This window comes from Polaribacter litorisediminis, assembly GCF_019968605.1.
GTDB lineage: Bacteria > Bacteroidota > Bacteroidia > Flavobacteriales > Flavobacteriaceae > Polaribacter > Polaribacter litorisediminis.
Window position 1 is genome coordinate 3,098,627 of sequence record NZ_CP082966.1, and the last position, 18,190, is coordinate 3,116,816.

An 18,190-nucleotide genomic window follows, 5' to 3' on the forward strand; every position below is an offset into this window, starting at 1 on the left:
TTAGCTTCTTTTATTTTCTTTTGCCATTTCTGCTGCAAACTTGGCAATAAATACCGTTCCTAAATCTTTATTTTTATCAAATACGTTTTTGAAATTATTGAGGTTTTTATCCCAATATTTTTCATAAGCTACTCCATGTGTTAAATAACCACTCTCTTTATTAAAAAGTTGGTTATTTAAAGCATCCATATCCTTAGCTTTGGTTGCGTATGCACGGATTCCGCCCCATTGGCTTGATGAAATCTTTTTTAAACTTTGTATTTCACGGCTATTTGAGTAAATCTCATTTTGAATACTTTCAGAAATAGCTAAATCAAACTTTTTCAATGCTTGTTGCTGTTTTAAAAATTTTCCTAAAACTGTTTTAGAATCCTTTACCAACTCTGAGGAGCTCTTTTCGAGAGCATTATTAGCTTCCTGTTTAAATTCAAAACCCGCCATTGGTTTTTCAACACCCTCCTTTAAAAACTCCGGATTATAAAGTATTCTTCCAAAGCCTTCTGCTTGATGCAGCCCTACCTGATTGGATGTATTCTCTAGCACCCTATTCTCCACATAGAAGACTGAACCTTTTAAAATACAATCACGCTGCGAATTCGTAGTATTTCTTTTAAAATTCCAAGAAGAATACGAATACGTTCTCACCTGACTCTTCTCCCAGTTAATCTTACCAGAAGATATGCCCAATTGTTCTTCAGTTGGTTCAAATGTAGACTGACCAAATTCATTGTTAAAACAAAGATTACTTTGTGCATACACCAAAACATAGTTTTCATTTTTAAATGAAGAAATTGTGGCTGGATTCGCAATTCGTTGGATCTGTACTTGTCCAAATTCGGCATTTTTAGATTTACCCAAGCGTTGAATTCCTGTTAAACTATCAGAAACCACTTTCATATATTTGTCATCTTTAAAACAAACAGAAAAAATAAATTCTTGACCCTTCCCCAAAGATTCAAAACCAAACATGGCTCCGTCTTTAGAATTTCTTGTTTTTCTATCTTGAGCAGATTTTATGGCAAAATTCTTTTTAATTGATTTCAAAGTTTTGCCATCAGAAAAGACATAACCAGCCCTTTGCTGTTTCAATTGCAAGCGAGTTTGATCAGTTTCTCTTAAAGGATGATTATTCTTGTTTAATAAGTGATGTAAGTATACTTTAGATGTATCTGTACCTATTTCATTATTTAATTTATCCATAAATAAAGAAGAAGGCATTGCATAACCAATGGATTCGTTACTCGAAATAGTAGCATCTCCAAAGGAAACCAAACCAGAATGGAAAACATCAAAAGCTTCTTCTGGTTTGAGTTTACTGTACATTTTCCCGGCAACAATTCCTAAAAAATTACTACCAGGTATATAATCTAACGTGCTCATATTTCCTTCAGTGGCTAACGAACTGTTCAGTACAACATCCGACAATAAGGTGCATTTATAAAATTCTTCTTTCATAACTTAATTTTTTAATTCAATAGTACATCTTCCTAAACCTCTATTTCTATTCGATCCTAAATGGCGTAACATTTTTAATCCCATTTCTAAAGTTGGTACAGCCGCTTTATCCAGACCTGCCATATAGCCCTCAATAACTAAAGGAATACAAACTTCCATTGTTCTTAATGAAGACTGCTTAGCTACTCCAGCATTATCAATTGATGTGGAAGCTATATTGCGATACAAAAATTGAGATAATGTGCCCATAGCCTCGTTTCTTTCAGCGGCAGGAAGCTCTGCATTTGAAAAAAACAAACAACCAGGCATTGTTTTCAAAACCTTTCCTTCTGTATCTCTAACTTCATAGCCAAAATGCTTATCAATAAAAGATTTAGTAACTACATTAGGTTGAACCTCCATAATATCGATTAAGGCGTCCTTTAATAAGCCTTTCATGGTTTTTCCAGGCAGGTAAGGCAAATTATTAGCATCTTTAATCACCACTGCATCTGAATCTGCTCCAGAACCTAAACCTGACCCTGCGTGCCAATCGCTTAAAAAGGTGATTTTATAATTAATTTTCTCTGTTTCCATAATTAAAGCTGTGTAAGGTGATTAAATCTAATAATTGTGATTTGTTATTTTTCTTTGCATTATTTTTTTCATTTTCTAATTGGAGCTCTTTATAAAAATCACTATTGATTTCTTTCATCCGTTCTAACATAAAAAACGCAGTAGCATCATCTTTATAGTATTCCGAAACAATTTGGCGCAGTTTTCCTACTGCCTTTGATTTATCGGATGCATTAGCTTCTTTAGCAATGATGTCTAGTTTGTTATTTAATTGATCTAGTTCATTCATTAAATAAGGCCCAGCATAAAAATCTAGGCCACTAGATGTTTTTAAAGTTCTTTCTTTTAATTCTTTTAAATCTGCTACAAATGAATCTTGAACCTTATAAAAAGCTACCGATGATTTTGGTATGTTACCATATTTATTTTCACAATCGGATGCTTTGACCTTTTTCTTAGCGTCCCCACAAAGATCTTCTGCTAAATTTAATGCGTAATGCAAAGGATAGGATTCTTTTACATAAGCAATACCCGCACAGGCTGTTATTCCTTTTTCGTAACCAGCCAAACCTAAGGCTTCAAATTCCTCTCTACTTGTAATCTCAAATGCTCGTAAAAATACTTTTGTAAATTCTAAGGCTAAATCAGCACGTATAATAACCGTTAAATCATCTCCACCTAAAACAACGGGTCTTATTGGATACCTATAATCTGGTTTATGTTCTTTTGAAATCACATCGCTTGAGATCACATCTCTAAATGCTTGTTGAACCGCATTTTTAGTAGCAGTTTCAATAGCATTTGAGAAAGCACTAAATTTACTTTCTTTCATTAATAAACCACCTACGTTTTGAATGATAGAACCCAAACCATTACCATCTGCATGAATAACAGCAATCCAAGAGTTTTTTCCTGACTTAGTGATATCAGAGATGTCAAATGCTATCTCTCTATTTTTAACATCTAATCCCGATATTTTTTTAAACAGATTTTCTTTTGATTGATCCTCCCCTTTTTCTTTTTGCGAAGCAATAGCACTCCTTTTCTTCGCTGTAGATTCACAGATGACTTCTTTTTTATTATTTCTATCATTTCTTTGGGTATATGCCACACCGCCTGTTCTTCTAGATCTTTCTACACCCATAAACCCCATTTCAATAGGTCTTTGAGATATATTTCGTTGGGTTTTAAGTTTTTTCTCTAACAAATCAATAGCGCTTGGTAAATCATTTTTTTCTAGATTTACAACAGCTTGACTAACCGTTACTCCGGGAGCGTGCTCCATTGCTGATTTAGGGAAGTTTCTCACTACTTTCTTACAATCATCCATATTATCAAATACATACTTTACATTTCCTGCGGCTCCCATGATTAAATTTTCTTTTTTAAAATCTGTTACAGATTTTTCAAATAAAGAAGTGCATAATTGTTCTATCAACTCACTTGCACCAATAATTTCTGCAAGTTTATTGGTCTTAAAAATAAAACTCTGAATACCTTGAACGGAGGCTCCGTATAAATATTTACTCATATAATAGCATTTTTTAATTATAAATAGATTCCAAGACCCCATACCCTAAACTTGCATTTTTACCGATCCCAATATAATTTGGTAACTTAATGTTACAAGAGAATGTTATATTAAAGGCCATTCTAGGGTTTTGTTTAATTGTTATTTTTTTTATGTTATTTACTTTATTAATACGTACTTTTATTTGACTAGTTAGCAGCCACCCGATACCTTTTGCAAAGGATAATATATTTCCAATTATGATTTTTTCGAGAAATTCTAGTTGTTCAATTTCCGATTTTAATGAAAAGTATACTTTATGATTCTTTTGATTTAAAGGCAACCAGTCTATTAGTGTATAATTAAAACTATCAGTGGTAACATTTAAAGAAGCAGTCGCTAAATTTAATTCATCTACAATTAAATCATATTTACGATTTCCTAGCATTATTCCTTCCTGATGATTAGAGAAAAAATGAAAACTACTTTCTACCCCTTTATCCAAACATAACAATAATGGTTTCCCATTTTTTCTCTTATATTGAATTAATGGGTATGCGTATCTAAAACCTTTATCATTATGATTATGAAATAGCTCATGCTCCAATCCTGATGTTTGAATTATGGCTCCCCTAAAATAAGGGATTTCAACAGAGGATATACTGTTTTCAAAAGTAACAGTCAATATTTTAATCTTTTTCATTTATTTTTTTAAAATTATTTTATGTCCACTATAAATTTAAAGTTTATAAAAAATTACAATGCAAATATAAAATTGAATTACGCAACGTAATCGCACAATTGATTTATGAATACAAGTTTATCATTTTACTTGAATTTTCTTTTAGCTGTTCTCTTAGTTCTGCTGGCTCTAAAACCTCTACATCTTTACCATAAGACAAAATTTGTTGTATCAATTCAGGATTTATAATAGCCATAAACCAAACTTGATCTTGTTTATCTTCTTCAAAAAATTCTTCGAAATCTGGAATAAATGGTTTTGTTTTAAAGTAGTTTTGTCTACCGTTATGAAACCGCAAAATAACTTTTTTAATTTCTGAATCTTTAGGTCTCACGACTCCTATCATTGTTCTAAAGAAGCTATCCCAATCCACTTCTGAAGTTTTATGAATTTCATCTTCTATAATCGAAATTTTAACTAATCTTTCATCTAAGGGCACACTCCATGTTTCATTGTAATTGGTATTATTTAAACCAAAAACAAACCATCTTCTGTTGTACTGCTTCAAAATATGAGGGTGAAATTCGAAAGCAGTTGGTATCTCGTCTTGAAAACCTTTATACGTTATGTGCAACACTTGTTTTTTCTTTATGGCAAAGTATAAAGGCTTTAAATGTTTTATTCCTTTGTATTCTTCATTTTGATCGTAGAATAATATTTTTGAAGTATCTGTTTCCTCATCTTCACCTTCTTGAAATTTTACTAAAGCCTCTGCAAGTTTATTGTACTTTGGATGGTTCTCGAATCTTTCTAAGAGTTGTTGAGAAGCGTTAATTAAATATTGTTCATACTCTAATAAAGGTTTCTGTGCTATTGAAAAATTTGGATTTGTATATCTTAAAATTCGAATATTTGCAGGAAGAGGTGCTCCAAAACCTTTTTCTTTATCTCTAAAGATATTTAAATCAGCTCTTAACGTTCTTTTTTCAATACCTTCTCCAGGATATAATTCAGCTATTTTATCATTTATATACTGTAATAATTGATTAAAAGTAAATGTTCTATTTCTAAAACAGTAATCGAGTAAATTATATCTTACATGTGCATGTTTGCTGTTTGCCATTTTTCTTTTTCTTCTCTCTTTTTTAATACCTCCTCGATATGAAAAAAACTTTCACACCGGGACAAAAACCTTGTCATTGAAGTAATTAAATTTAGTTTTATTTGTGCAATTTTGACCTATAAAAGGTAAAACCTAAAGGTATACATTTTGCAGAAGTAAAGCAAAAGGAAGCAGAAGAAATAATTTCAGAAATAATAAAACGTTTTTGTTGTTTTTTGATGAAAATCTTTTTACTTAAAAAGCAAACAGAAAAAATAGTATTAATGTTTTTTTTAATTAGATTTAAAACCAAAAATGGAGCCGTTTTCATTCTTTTTCCTCATTTCGATGAGCTCATCCATTTTAAAATTTAGTTGACTAAGTTCAAGTTTTAGTTGACTAATATCTTGTTTTGTGGCCTGTTTATTCTCGAATTTGGTCATTAAATCCGTAATAATGTTAACACCAAACATTGCAGCTGCTGCATTTCCAACTCCTGCGAAACTCATTTGTTCAATTTTATTTTTCCCTGTCTTGATGTTGTTTGCTATTGTGATTTCTTCCCCTTTTGGTTTTTTGCTTTTCAATTGATGTGTGCGGACTCTGCAACTATCACTACAAAACTTTTGCACCCCTCTTCTTTTGGGTACATACTCTTTTCTACAGTATTGGCATTCATAGGTTCTTGTTTCCATTTTGCGTTAAGTTTACGTACGATTAACGTTTAATCGTGGTTTGTTAAATTTATTTTTCACCTTTTGTTAAAAACATGATCCAATAAATAGCGAATAGACTCCTCTCTTATAAAAACAGGTTTTCTTGTTTTTGGACTCTTGTCAAGTATTTTGAAATCATTCTTTAGTTTTTCAAACAACAACAATTGCTCTTCTTTTGGAAGGGTTTTTGCTACTTGATAAACGGTTTCTGAATTCATTTCTAATCTTTAACTTAGGTGTATTCTAAATTAAGGATTAGGCTGCCAAAAGTGACTTATGAATGGACGTCGGAAAGATGTCTTTTTATGTCCGTAAAGACGGTTTTATGTCTGCAGTGTAATTTTCTAGTTTTTGAGCGTCAGATTTTTAAGTTCTTCTCTGAATTTTTGCACTCTAAAATCGTGTTTTCTGTTATTTTTCTCTGAATAATTTCTAATTTTAGTCATGTTCATTTCATGCCTGTTATTTACATAATCCATAAACAACTTCTTTGTTCCAGATACTTTCTCAAGATCACGCAAAGACTGATACAAACTTTCTATATGTGATGGTTTTTCTTCTGTAAAATTATCTATCTTATACTCTACCCACACAAATACATCAAAACTTACAAATAGATTTTGATATACCTGATAGGCATCTTTTAACTTCCCAAATTTACTGAAGGCCAAATCTTCTATAAATTGGTAGCGGTCATTTAGACTTATCAGGACTTTTAGCTGCTTTTCAAAATATAGCATATGTAAGAATGTTTCATCTTCTTTGAATTTAGAAGATTTAAAATAGGCTTCATCACCACTTAAATATGGAATTAAATTTTCATAAGTAGCAAGTGTTGAACGGACTCCGTTCCTCATTCCTTTTAGTTTCAGAAATCTATTGAATTCTTTTGCATTTTCTATGCCATTTTTAGAAATTTCCTTGTTTTGAAAATCTAGTTTTACATTTATAAGATCGTAAATTTCTCTAAAAATATCAATGGCTATCAACCTTTGATCTCGGTGCTCCATTCCGAAAATACGATCATTAAACTCTTTAAAAAACACATAGAAATAAGTATCAATATCTACTTGATATATCTCTAGTATGTATTCATAAAATTCATCCTTCAACTCTTGATTTGGTTTCTTTTCTATACCTAAATCTGGTAAGTACAAAAAGCCTTCCTTGACGTTTAGTTCTGATGATGAAGCAACAGTCATAGAAACATATACCCCAGCTTCCACTAAAATCTCTAGCTGTTTTTCCTTTGGAACATCATAAAAATCTGTGTTTTTCTTGATGCAGGACCAATACTTTCTTTTCTTCTCCATAGTATCTTATTTTTTTAACTGAAATCCTCTGAGTAATCTTCAGGTAATTCTGCATCAATATCTCTTAAATATTTTTCCAAGGCATCTATTGTAGCATGACCCGTAATCCCCTTCAATTTATTTTTTACTCCCTGTGCACTCATCGTTTCTCTATACTTTACATATAATTTAGTAACATGGGTGTGTTTAAAACTGTAAATTCCGTAATCAGTTCCCAACTTCAGATGATCTTTTACAGATTTGAAACGTTTCGAAAATTCACTTCGTTTATTGATGGGTTCTGCATCCCAAGGCTCTCCTATTTCATAACGACCAAACAAATTAGCCTTTGAGTCTTTTTCTGATAAATCTGGTAATTTTTCTAATAAGATTTTAGGAATGATTTTTTTCTGAACTGGCTTTGTTTTTGCTTTTATGTACATCCTTTTATTTTCAATATCTATATCTTCTACTTTCAATCGACAAATTTCTATGGGACGTAAAAAATTATAGGATACAAATTGAATGAACAACAATAAAAAAGGATCATTCTTCTCTAAATAGGCATAAATATCTTCCTCTTGTTTGGGTGTATAGGTTTTATTTCTTTTGGGGATGGATTTTAATTTAGGGATTCTTCGTACAAAATTCACTCGTATCCATTCGTTGTCTTCTAATAGTTGAAACATAGAAGCGATATCTGTTCTAGTGTTATTTCGAGTTCTAGCACTTGTTCTTTTTAAGACATCATTTAAGTATTCTGTAACAAACTTCTTTGTAATAAAACTTACAGGATTGTTATAATAATTATTTGCTTTCAACCATTTCTCAAAAAGCCCTATCCTACTCTTATACTGCACAAAAGAGTTTTTATTCATCATACTGACCTTTAGGTCTAAGGTGAACGAAATACTTTCTCCAATACTTTTTCCTGGCTCTTCTTGCGTTGTTTGTGGTATTATTCTTTCTGCTTGTGGAACAACTTCTGTTGGTTGTTCTTTTGTTGAAGTTTCGTCCGTGGTTTTTATTTCTTCTGATGAAAATAGGCTCTCTTCTAATTTACTATTATCTTCATAAGGATTAAACCCATATTCCAACAATTCTAAAAGAGATTGTTGCATGGTCTTTAAAAAAGCATAACGTTCTCTTTTGGTTTTATACTTATTTGCCCCTGCTTTGATGTTCGGTTGCCTTTTTAGTTTTCCTGTAGCTGGATTCCGAAATAAAAAATAAACATACCAGGGCCTCTCTAATGCATCTTTTTTTTCTGTAGTTGATAATTTAGACCACATCGAAATATCTATACCACCAGTGTAGATTCTTGGCTCAGAATAATTCAGTTTCATAGTAAAATTGTGCACGTTTTTGTGTACGTTTCGTAAAAGTAAGGAATTTAAAAGCATAAAAAAACGAATTGTGAGACACAATTCGTTGATTTAATTCATTTTATGCTTGTAGCGGGAACTGGACTCGAACCAGTGACCTTTGGGTTATGAGTTCGACAAAATGTCGAAATAAGCCCTTATTTATAGATTATCAACACAAAAACGTTTACGATAGCGTTTACGGTGATTCATAATTAATTTGAAATCAAAGATACATAATTTTGAATGTGTTTTGACCCCTATAAAAAAAGAATTTAAGAATAAACAAGCTGACTGAAAATGCAATTAATTTTACAATATATCCAGTTTATTATGATTCTAGTTGTGCAGGAATGTAAATGGGAATTAGAGAATATTCAATTCAGAATTTATTAATGATTCAGAATAGAATTGAATTGAATTGAACCTTTTTCGGATGAATTAATAACTGATTTTGGATTTTCAGAATTAGAAAAAACAAGAAATTCCAACTAAATTTCCCAATCGAAAACAATAAAATAAAGTTAGCAACTCCTTCAAAAAAAAATTGCTATCTTTAAAACTTATTGCTTTTTTGCAAACTTCTAAATTTCCTTCGGAAATTCCTCGTTCTCAAAATTGCAACTTTACATACAAAACTACGTTAAATGATATGCCTAAAGACAACATAATTTAAAATAAATATGGGACATAGAATTAAGACATATTCGCTTTCTGAATTAAACAAAATTAGTACTCCGGGTAAGGTTGTTCCTGCCCTATTCTGGTTAATACCTATAGGAGAATGGCGCAGTAACGAATTAGAGAGGCTTTGGCATCAGTTTACCAAATCTAAAAGCACCTGCAATGAAATGGGACTCATGTTAGTTAATGACACTTTTGCGAGTAATTATGATCCAAATCAAACTTCAAATTTATCTGATTTAACGGGCAGATTATCTGACATACTTCCCTCAGGCACTTCTAGAATATATGGTGAAGAATTTCAACCTAACAAAAAGCGTAAGAAACAAGCCCTAATTCTTTCAGGTGCATACCCCCAACCAGGATGGGGTGTTCTTATTTCATTTAATAAAGAACTTGATATTGATAAATTAGTTGAAAACGCTATAGACCCTAATTTAAAAACAATCTTTATTGGCGCTTCAAAATCATATAAAGTATGGAATGATTTAAAAGGGAATAAACCTATCAAAGAAAATGTAGAATATCTAAAAAAGGGAAAAGAGCATTGTCTTCGGTTAAATCAACTCTTGAACTCAATATTGTCGGAGTATAACGAGAAGCATATAAATGATTTTTATTTTCAAGTACTAAAAAACAAGCAAAATGCAACATCGTCTATGTTCTATGAAGAATATTTTGGTATACTAAATCCATTGTTTGAGATAGTAGATGATCGATTTATTTTATCTCTTATGATTTTAAAATCTTTAAAAGATTTAAGTAAAGGTGAAATAAATTCGGTTTTAAAGCGGTTTCTTTCGGAACATCACCATAAAACAAATAATCTATTTAAATCAGAAATAAACAACAAAATAAAAGTAGTAGCAGGAAAGCTATTAAAACTAACAGAGAATGAAAAGCCAACAGAAAAATTTGATTTTTGGGCAAATAGCATCTATAATTCTAAAATAGATGAAATAGCAGAGATAATCAAAAGCTTAAATGAAAAATTTATACGTATCATTGGGGATTTAGTCATTACAATAGATAATCAAGAGGAAGTTTATAATTCAGAGCTTAAAGAATGGAATGAAAAAGAAGAGACTTCCCGTATTTCATTTCATAGAAATTTGCAAAAGGTTCTGAACGCACATTTGACTTATGGCCAGGGTTTCTTACTTAATATTGAAAACCTAACGAAAGAATTAAATTTATATTCTAAATCATTTTCTTGGGACCCTGCGAGAATGATTGGCGGGAAAATTATATCAGCAGGAGTCCAAATTGAAACACTTGATATCATTCAAAGGGTAAAAGAGATAATTCCTGAATTTTCTAGCGAATCTAATAACTCAAACTACGATAAATATACTTTAATCAATGGAAGTCTTTTTACTGATTTTGTTCATTACATTTCTTTAAAAGACCCTAGCCTTTCTCCGAGAGAGGCCACCAAACAACTTCTAGAAAAGACAATTCGTTCTTCCGAAATTATAAAAGTTCTTAAAAAAGAAAATAATAGTGAATTTAAAAATAAAACTAACAATCAAATGGTTGAAACATTGTTAGTAGAATTTGGTTGGCCAGCTGATGAAATTAGTAAACAAGATAAGCTTGCTGATTGTATAATAGAAAATCAAGGAATTAACACAATTAATACATCTTTTACAGGGAATCACATTCGGAAAATATGTGAAAATTATTTCAAAGATTTAGTTGATACATTATCTTCTAGTACAGGATTTTCAGCAGAAGAACTTTTTGGCCTAGTGATGAGAAAAGACCCAGAATTTCGTTCAAAAAATAAGGGTTGGCATTATGAAATTAGTAAATTAACATTTGGGAGTGCAAGTCGTATACTTTCCGTGTTGCTAAGTGAAGTTTATCCAGATAAAATTAAGATTTCAGAACATTTCATTAAAAGCATTACAAACTTAGGAAGTAAATTGAATGGTTTAAGTCACGACCCACCTGTAGGAGAAACTTCCTCCTTAATTGAAGATATACTAGCACTTTTGAAATACACAAAAGAACTTATTTCTGAAATGCCATGGCACTTCTATCCAGTTCAAAGAAATGGTTATCAACCAACAGTATTAACAGGAAGTGCCTGGAGTCATAGTTATAAAGAAAGTAGGCAGTTAAGTATAATTCTTTGGACTAATGATAATTCTGAAAGTTTATTGATTTGGAATCCAACTAAAGTTAACCCTGTAGTACCAGATGGAATAATAATAAATAGGCCACAAAACTAAAATACATTTCATATAATAAAACCTAAACTGCATTAAAACGTAGTTTAGGTTTGATTATTATAAACTAGACGACTACTTAGTAATTTTATGACTAATTTTCTTGGGCCACTTTTTAAATATTTTTTTTAATTCAATTCATGGTAAAGCTCAACAGTCTCAGGGAATTTTAACACATAATTTTCAAACACTATATTGGGCATTTTTTGCGTAATGAATTCGCTTAGTTGTTTCGCCTGTTTTTGCTTTGTTTTACTCAGGAATTCCAAGGTGTATTCGAAATTTAAGGATGTCCTACTGTTTCCATTGAATTTATGAGGTATTTTAAAACGGTAGTTTTTTATAAAATCTAGTGACGATGTCGTAATTGAATATGGTTCTTCAGAGATTTCTATACCCATAAAATTTTCAATGTCCAATAAGTCAAAACATACCTCTTTATTTTTAAAATTACTTGTTAAAACGGATGTCTCAATAATTATTTCATAATTTATGAAATCAAGAGCAATAGCATCAATGTCTTCATCTAAGATTAAAAAGTACCTAAATAAAAATTCCTGTAAAGATGCTTTAGAGTTAATTCTTTGAATTTCTGTTAACTCCATTAAGTACCAAAGTGTATTTCTATAAACGAGATCATAATTTTTAACTAAGTCTCGATCAGCATATTTGAAAAAATTTATTAGTTTGAGCATTAATTAAGAGAGTAAAACATTATTTCTGTTTTCTTTTTATGAAATATAATTTTAATTGTATGCACAAGGCAGGGTTTCATCTTTGCATATATAGCCATAGAGGATGGTTTTTAAATATAGTAGCCTATTCATTTGTGCGAACAGAGTTTTTTTTTGATTTATAACACATGTCAATACAGATATAACCTGTTGAGCTTACTGGTCCACAAGCCATACCTGTTTCTGTTATGGCAAAACAGATATGGTTTTCTGTTTCTTCGATTGTGTTAAGTTTTTCCATAAGGCTGTTAAAATCATCAACATCAACCCACATTTCGTCATCAAACTCTACCCCCTGCTCTGTTAATAGGGTTTTTATCCAATCATTTGCATAAGGAAAAAATCCGTTATCAAAATCAAGATAATGAAATATCGTTGCTGGAGAAGGCTTAAAATCGTCTTCAAATAAAATCTGTTGTCCTGTTACCGGGCAAAAAAATGTATAAACATCTGACCTGTTAATCTCTATTGTTTGCATATTATTTATTTTTTATGTTGTAAGAGTCATTAATATTTATCTATAAACAGGCATACCATTTTCCATACCATCAAATAGACCAATATTATATGTTGGTTCTAAATCTGTCTTTAAATCTATAAATTTGGATAGCAGAACCGTTTTCTTTGTTTTCGAATTATAGGTGATAAATTCTCCTACTTCAAAATTCAATATTTCATCTTGTGATATAGTTATTTCAATCGTTTCAAATTTTGATTCAAAGCCCATTAACTTTTTTGCAGACATGATAATGGTTTTATTTTTAGTTTTAAATGACTGCGGGATTAAAAAATCGATATTCGCCATAGCAATTCTATAAGTATCTATCAATCCTGGTATGTAATGGCTTAGTGTGTCCATAAACGCTTTTGAATCGTAAGGCGGATGTGCAAACCTGTTTCTAATAGATACGATTTCATTAAATATATAATTGACGCTTTTTGAACTTAAATCATCATTAAACGTTCCGAAACATTCTAACAATATATTATTTTTTATTAAAATTTTATTTAATATACTTTGGATTCTAGAAAATGTACCATCACTTGGCTTCTTATTATAAAATTCTTGTTCTATAATTTTAATAAAGTCCTCGTCTATTTTATCTGATAACATATATTCTTCTAAAGGAAAGAATAATCTCGTCTTAATTAAAATATTTAAAAGATGTAATCCTGATGTTGCCATATCCATCTCTGAATCTGACCTAACATAATCTCTATAAGCTTTCTCAATGACAAAAGGCAATGGATTCTCATACATTTCGATAAGCTTATGCTGCTCATCATAATACAAATTAAGGTATTGCAACCTTTTACGTGTTAAAATATTTCTCAATTTAAAATGCTCTACATTATTAAGAAGAGAGTTTAATTGACTTTTCATTCTATTCCTATTTATACAATCTTCAAGAATGAATTGTAATTGAGTATATTTTCCTTGAATAAATTCTATCGAAGTTGGGTGTTTTTTATCAAATAAATTAGCCATAATATTTTTCCCTTCAATTGATTTTGACAAAAACTCTCTAATGAAAAAATATGAATTATTCTTTGCTAATCTAAACACAAGGCTAATTGAAAGATTTCTTTCTTCATCAATACCATTAACATCTGAAAAACTAAAAGTTGAATAATCTAAATTACAACCTATATCCCCTTTATTAAAAGATGTCGTTGGTTTTATTTTATCTAAATTACTTGTGTATACTTTTTTTTGCTCATTAATTTTATCAGAAATCAACTCTAAACACTTAGAATATTGATCTTCAATTGAAATTTCAGACATTTCATCTAAAGAACAATTATTCGGTGCATTATATAATTCGTCAAAGATTTTTTTTAAATCAATAAAACTAAAATTCTGTACAAAATTTTTATATGGGAGGATATTTTTCGAAAAATACGGAACATAAACATAAATATTTTCAAATATATCTGTTAATTTTATCTCCTTAAATTTAAATTCTTCTACTAGTCTAAATTTAGGTTTTTTTGCAATTTCTGAGAAAAAGTCGATGATCTCTTTTAAAGTTTCTAGATTCAATAATTCTAAAGAGAATGAATATAATTCAGGCACATATTCTTCACCATCTCCTTCCCAACCCGTTAATCCTTCATAATAAATTGTTCCATAAAGATAAAAAGAGGCTATTAAGTTTGAATCAATCTCAATATTTAACAACTCATGCATATCAGAAATATTTTTTTCTAGTCTACTAGTTTTAGGGTTTAATTTAGGAAACCACAATTCTTCATAATCTTCGTATAGTATTCCACAACCTAAATCAATCTGTAGCCAAAGTAATTTATCTAACTCCTTTTCTTGAATTTCACTATTAATTACTCTCCCTCCATATTCTCTGGCAACAAACTCTTTTATATCATCATAAAAATTATACTTATTTTCCATTTTATTTTATTTTATTTTTATTGATTGTTAATTAATTTTCAATTCAAGTTACAGTATTCAAGCAAAAAATATTCTCTAATTTATTTACTGTTTCTAAAGGTAATTTTGTTGTAAAAATTCCAGTATTAGAATCTTTACGCACTCCTCTTAAAAATACATATATAACACCTCCAAATTGCTTTTCGTAGTCAAAGTATCTTATTTTACTTTCAAGAAAACGCTTGGCTGCCATAGTATATAAAAAATACTGTAAATGATAGTTACTCTCATTCATTGCGTCGTTTAATTTAGTAGGGGTATAATCCTCTAACGTATCTCCTAAATAATTGGATTTCCAATCTAGCACATAATACTTATTATCGTGCTCAAAAAACAAATCAATAAAACCATTTAACATCCCCTTTAGGTTTACGTTCTTAAATGACAACATTACATTTTCTGTTTGCAAATCGTATAACTTACTTAAATGCATCTCATCTATTTTCAGGTCAAACTCAAGTTCGTTAATTCTTTTCGTATTCAAAATTTCACTTAATTTAAAAGGTGAAGCATTATTAATTTCTATTGTTGTATTAAGAATTTGATTAAGGAAACTAGGTATTTGTGGGCGATATAACTCCTGTTTTTTAGGATTATATTTTTTCAAGTTTATATCGATTGTTTTATCCCACTTCTCATCATTTGTAAAATCGATAAACTCGAATATAGCATGCAACATATTACCAACATGAGCCCCCCGTTCTAATTCTTTAAAAATAAAATAATCGTACCCCTCATTATCATTATCAAAATTCTTTTTAACAGTAGCATGAGGCAAGCTTAAGAATGAGAAACTCATTTTAAGCCAGTCTTTGTCTTTAAGCTCAAATACTTCAGGCTCTGCAAAATTTAAATGCTCCACAAAGGTGTTTTTAGGTTCGTAAGTTATCTCATGACTTTCGTATGGCATAGTTTTTAGATAAGCTGAATTTTGTTTCTCTTTAAGTAGTTCACCAATAGAGCCTTTACCTTGCGTAAAGAGATACAATTGGTATTTAGCTCTTGTTAAGGCCACATATACAAGTCTTCTGTTTTCTTGTTCTGACTGAATAATAAATTCAGGATTATTGGCCTCGGGCTTATTATAATTAGGTTCAAAAAGATAAGTGCCATCTTGATTTCTAAAACTAGAAAACGCTCCTTTAGACTTCACTTCCAAATCTAAAAAAGGCGCTATGACGATATTATATTGTAGACCTTTACTTTTGTGAATAGTTACTATTTGTATAGCTTGCTCGTCAGTTTCTAATCGCCTTTCGTATTCATTGCCCTGTATTTCTTCACCTTCTATCGCTCTTTTAAGAAAAGCTATAATGCCATTTAGCTCATAGCCGCGTTCGTTTTGCAAGCGCTGTAAGGCCTCTGCTAGCTGCATAACATTTGAATAAGACTTAAGACCTGATTTTTCTATAGCATCATAACTCCCTAAAAGATTTTTTCGAGTTTGATAATCTTCATAAAAACTAACTAAAGCGGCATACACCCCTTTATTGTTAAATTGTTTAAAATATTTTTTAGCTCGTTCAATATGAAAATTAAGGTTTAATTTTTCTACATTACTTCTTAAATAGCCTGTTAATTTCGATAATAAAGCTTTATTAATATTTGATGGCGATGGCTCTTGCATGGCTTGCAGTGCATAAAGAATATCTTTCGCTTCGGGCACACTAAATATTTTAGAGTCATCAATTAAAATCGAAGGAATGCCTAAAGCATCTAAATTATTTTTTATTTCCTTCCCATCATAACCAGAACGAACCAAAATAGCAATATCTGAAGCTTGGATAGGCTGTTCTTTATCATCTTTACCTTTAATCACTCCCTTACTTAATAAATGCTGCACATGATTTGCTGTGTCTATATATATATTGGGTTTATTATTATATCCATTAAAAATAACGATAGGCTTTTCATAAGTTCCGTCTATATGACAAGCCCTAGTTTCTGTGGATTTGGAAGCGTCGACGCGGTGATAGATTATCTGTTTATCTTCCGTACTTTCTTTCTCATTAGAGAATACACCAATACCTTTTGAATCATCTTTATGATAATCAGTTTCACTAAAAATTTCATTCAACCCATCTATAAGCCGACTTGTAGACCTAAAATTAGTGTTCATTGTATAACAATTAGCCACAGCACTCCTAGCATTAAAATAAGTATTTATATCGGCTTTTCGCCAACCGTAAATAGATTGTTTAGGGTCGCCTATGTAAAATAAAATATTGAAGTCATTATTAAATACCGTGTTAAAAATCTCGTATTGAAATTTATCGGTATCTTGAAACTCATCCACAAAAACAGCTTGATACCTCACTCTAAGTAGGTTTATTAACTTTTCATTTTTATTAGTTACAATCGACCTGTGTAAATTTTCAATTAAATCATCAAACGAAACTTGATTTAATGAATGTAATAGTTGTACAATTTCTGTTTCTTTACTCTTAAAAAGAGTCTCCATTAGTCTATTAAAAAAATTATACTTTACACTATTTTTTTTCTTTCTAAGTTCCTTAAATAATTTAATTTCTTGCTCAAAAATTGCTCTAGCATGCCGTGCCGATGTTTTTAAAAGAAAATTAACAAATTCTCTTTCATCATCTAACTTAACAATATAATTATTTCTTGTACCATTCGCATAACCTGGAGCTTCATAAGTATTAATCCTATTAACATAACCCTCCTTTTCTCGAATTATAATATTCTTTATTTCTTCTTCAACCTCAGTCTCATTATCTTCGATGCTTTTATTGAAATCAAATTCAAATGTATTCTTATTTAGTTTTTTGTTTTCAAGCTTGTTCTTCAAAGCATCTTTAAAAACCCCTAAGTCAAAATAAGAAAACCAATCTTTAAAAATTTTGTATTTAGGAAAATCTCCAATTAGCTTTATTAAATCACACTTGTCAATTTTTGAAACCTCTTCCCTCCAAAAATCCTTTACCATATCTGCCCTAACTTCTGACAAATCTTCTAATAATTTAAGATTATAACCCTGACCTGTTTCAAAAGCAAATTCTGTTAAAATATTTTGACAAAAACTATGTATCGTAATAATACTCATTTCATCTAATTGTTGAATCGCTTTTTCAAGTAGTACTTTAGAGGCTTCTTTTCCATTAGAATCTACTATATCTTTAATATCGTCATTATCAATATCAATATGATATTTAGCGTATTTATAAGCCTCTCGTACAAACTTTCTAATTCGTATTTGTAATTCTGCAACGGCATCATTAGTAAATGTTACCATTAAAATTTCTTTAAGCTGTAATTGTTTTTCGAGTAATAAGCGTAATGCTAATATTGCTATAGAATAGGTTTTTCCTGTTCCTGCACTTGCTTCAACTAAATTACTACCTTGTAGATTTGCAGTGCTTGCCTTAAACGGTTTAAAATTTATTTCTGCCATC

The 18,190-nt window shown here is 30.4% G+C and carries 14 protein-coding genes; 1 reads left to right on the plus strand and 13 read right to left on the minus strand.

Annotated elements, in window-relative coordinates:
- The 9 genes from K8354_RS13240 to K8354_RS13280 all read right to left on the minus strand — a co-directional run bounded on the left by K8354_RS13240 (nt 1) and on the right by K8354_RS13280 (nt 8,658).
- Nucleotides 1–1,455: a hypothetical protein gene (locus K8354_RS13240; RefSeq protein WP_223440762.1), complete on the minus strand. Its 1,455-nt coding sequence runs from the start codon at nt 1,453–1,455 to the stop codon at nt 1–3.
- A 3-nt stretch (nt 1,456–1,458) separates the two neighbouring features.
- Complete coding sequence (locus K8354_RS13245) at nt 1,459–2,031, minus strand: RAMP superfamily CRISPR-associated protein (RefSeq protein WP_223440764.1); 573 nt, start codon at nt 2,029–2,031, stop codon at nt 1,459–1,461.
- Nucleotides 2,012–3,541 (minus strand): Cas10/Cmr2 second palm domain-containing protein, encoded by a 1,530-nt coding sequence (locus K8354_RS13250; protein ID WP_223440765.1) that lies wholly within the window; start codon nt 3,539–3,541, stop codon nt 2,012–2,014. Before K8354_RS13250 ends, K8354_RS13245 begins: the two co-directional genes overlap by 20 nt.
- Before the next feature lie 13 nt (nt 3,542–3,554).
- A complete protein-coding gene (locus K8354_RS13255) occupies nt 3,555–4,223 on the minus strand; it encodes a CRISPR-associated endonuclease Cas6 (protein ID WP_223440767.1) in 669 nt (222 codons plus the stop codon).
- A gap of 103 nt (nt 4,224–4,326) precedes the next feature.
- Nucleotides 4,327–5,325 carry a helix-turn-helix transcriptional regulator gene (locus K8354_RS13260; protein WP_223440769.1) on the minus strand — a complete coding sequence of 333 codons (999 nt, stop codon included), beginning with the start codon at nt 5,323–5,325 and terminating at the stop codon, nt 4,327–4,329.
- 272 nt (nt 5,326–5,597) lie between these two features.
- Nucleotides 5,598–5,999, minus strand: a complete 402-nt coding sequence (locus K8354_RS13265) for a hypothetical protein (RefSeq protein ID WP_223440771.1) — start codon at nt 5,997–5,999, stop codon at nt 5,598–5,600.
- A 56-nt stretch (nt 6,000–6,055) separates the two neighbouring features.
- A complete protein-coding gene (locus K8354_RS13270) occupies nt 6,056–6,238 on the minus strand; it encodes a hypothetical protein (protein WP_223440772.1) in 183 nt (60 codons plus the stop codon).
- Between the two features lie 126 nt (nt 6,239–6,364).
- Nucleotides 6,365–7,333, minus strand: a complete 969-nt coding sequence (locus K8354_RS13275) for a hypothetical protein (protein ID WP_223440780.1) — start codon at nt 7,331–7,333, stop codon at nt 6,365–6,367.
- 14 nt (nt 7,334–7,347) lie between these two features.
- The gene (locus K8354_RS13280) at nt 7,348–8,658 is read right to left on the minus strand and encodes a tyrosine-type recombinase/integrase (protein WP_223440789.1); all 1,311 of its coding nucleotides are present in this window, start codon (nt 8,656–8,658) and stop codon (nt 7,348–7,350) included.
- A gap of 701 nt (nt 8,659–9,359) precedes the next feature.
- Between K8354_RS13280 and K8354_RS13285 the strand changes: the two genes are divergently transcribed.
- Entirely contained in the window at nt 9,360–11,597 is a 2,238-nt protein-coding gene (locus K8354_RS13285) for a hypothetical protein (RefSeq protein WP_223440791.1), read from the plus strand.
- Between the two features lie 125 nt (nt 11,598–11,722).
- Here K8354_RS13285 and K8354_RS13290 read toward each other — a convergent pair whose 3' ends face one another.
- The 4 genes from K8354_RS13290 to K8354_RS13305 all read right to left on the minus strand — a co-directional run bounded on the left by K8354_RS13290 (nt 11,723) and on the right by K8354_RS13305 (nt 18,189).
- Complete coding sequence (locus K8354_RS13290; RefSeq protein WP_223440793.1) at nt 11,723–12,199, minus strand: hypothetical protein; 477 nt, start codon at nt 12,197–12,199, stop codon at nt 11,723–11,725.
- Between the two features lie 214 nt (nt 12,200–12,413).
- Nucleotides 12,414–12,806 carry a hypothetical protein gene (locus K8354_RS13295; protein ID WP_223440794.1) on the minus strand — a complete coding sequence of 131 codons (393 nt, stop codon included), beginning with the start codon at nt 12,804–12,806 and terminating at the stop codon, nt 12,414–12,416.
- Nucleotides 12,807–12,842: 36 nt separating this feature from the next.
- Complete coding sequence (locus K8354_RS13300) at nt 12,843–14,738, minus strand: hypothetical protein (protein ID WP_223440796.1); 1,896 nt, start codon at nt 14,736–14,738, stop codon at nt 12,843–12,845.
- Nucleotides 14,739–14,781: 43 nt separating this feature from the next.
- Nucleotides 14,782–18,189, minus strand: a complete 3,408-nt coding sequence (locus K8354_RS13305; RefSeq protein WP_223440804.1) for a UvrD-helicase domain-containing protein — start codon at nt 18,187–18,189, stop codon at nt 14,782–14,784.
- Nucleotide 18,190 lies beyond the last annotated feature (1 nt).

What these genes read in the sequence shown, in the direction of transcription:
- K8354_RS13295 (WP_223440794.1), bottom strand. Translation starts at nt 12,806, where the DNA reads ATGCAAACAATAGAGATTAACAGGTCAGATGTTTATACATTTTTTTGC.
- K8354_RS13275 (WP_223440780.1), bottom strand. Translation starts at nt 7,333, where the DNA reads ATGGAGAAGAAAAGAAAGTATTGGTCCTGCATCAAGAAAAACACAGAT.
- K8354_RS13260 (WP_223440769.1), bottom strand. Translation starts at nt 5,325, where the DNA reads ATGGCAAACAGCAAACATGCACATGTAAGATATAATTTACTCGATTAC.
- K8354_RS13240 (WP_223440762.1), bottom strand. Translation starts at nt 1,455, where the DNA reads ATGAAAGAAGAATTTTATAAATGCACCTTATTGTCGGATGTTGTACTG.
- K8354_RS13300 (WP_223440796.1), bottom strand. Translation starts at nt 14,738, where the DNA reads ATGGAAAATAAGTATAATTTTTATGATGATATAAAAGAGTTTGTTGCC.
- K8354_RS13245 (WP_223440764.1), bottom strand. Translation starts at nt 2,031, where the DNA reads ATGGAAACAGAGAAAATTAATTATAAAATCACCTTTTTAAGCGATTGG.
- K8354_RS13285 (WP_223440791.1), top strand. Translation starts at nt 9,360, where the DNA reads ATGGGACATAGAATTAAGACATATTCGCTTTCTGAATTAAACAAAATT.
- K8354_RS13265 (WP_223440771.1), bottom strand. Translation starts at nt 5,999, where the DNA reads ATGGAAACAAGAACCTATGAATGCCAATACTGTAGAAAAGAGTATGTA.
- K8354_RS13280 (WP_223440789.1), bottom strand. Translation starts at nt 8,658, where the DNA reads ATGAAACTGAATTATTCTGAGCCAAGAATCTACACTGGTGGTATAGAT.
- K8354_RS13250 (WP_223440765.1), bottom strand. Translation starts at nt 3,541, where the DNA reads ATGAGTAAATATTTATACGGAGCCTCCGTTCAAGGTATTCAGAGTTTT.
- K8354_RS13255 (WP_223440767.1), bottom strand. Translation starts at nt 4,223, where the DNA reads ATGAAAAAGATTAAAATATTGACTGTTACTTTTGAAAACAGTATATCC.
- K8354_RS13305 (WP_223440804.1), bottom strand. Translation starts at nt 18,189, where the DNA reads ATGGCAGAAATAAATTTTAAACCGTTTAAGGCAAGCACTGCAAATCTA.
- K8354_RS13290 (WP_223440793.1), bottom strand. Translation starts at nt 12,199, where the DNA reads ATGGAGTTAACAGAAATTCAAAGAATTAACTCTAAAGCATCTTTACAG.
- K8354_RS13270 (WP_223440772.1), bottom strand. Translation starts at nt 6,238, where the DNA reads ATGAATTCAGAAACCGTTTATCAAGTAGCAAAAACCCTTCCAAAAGAA.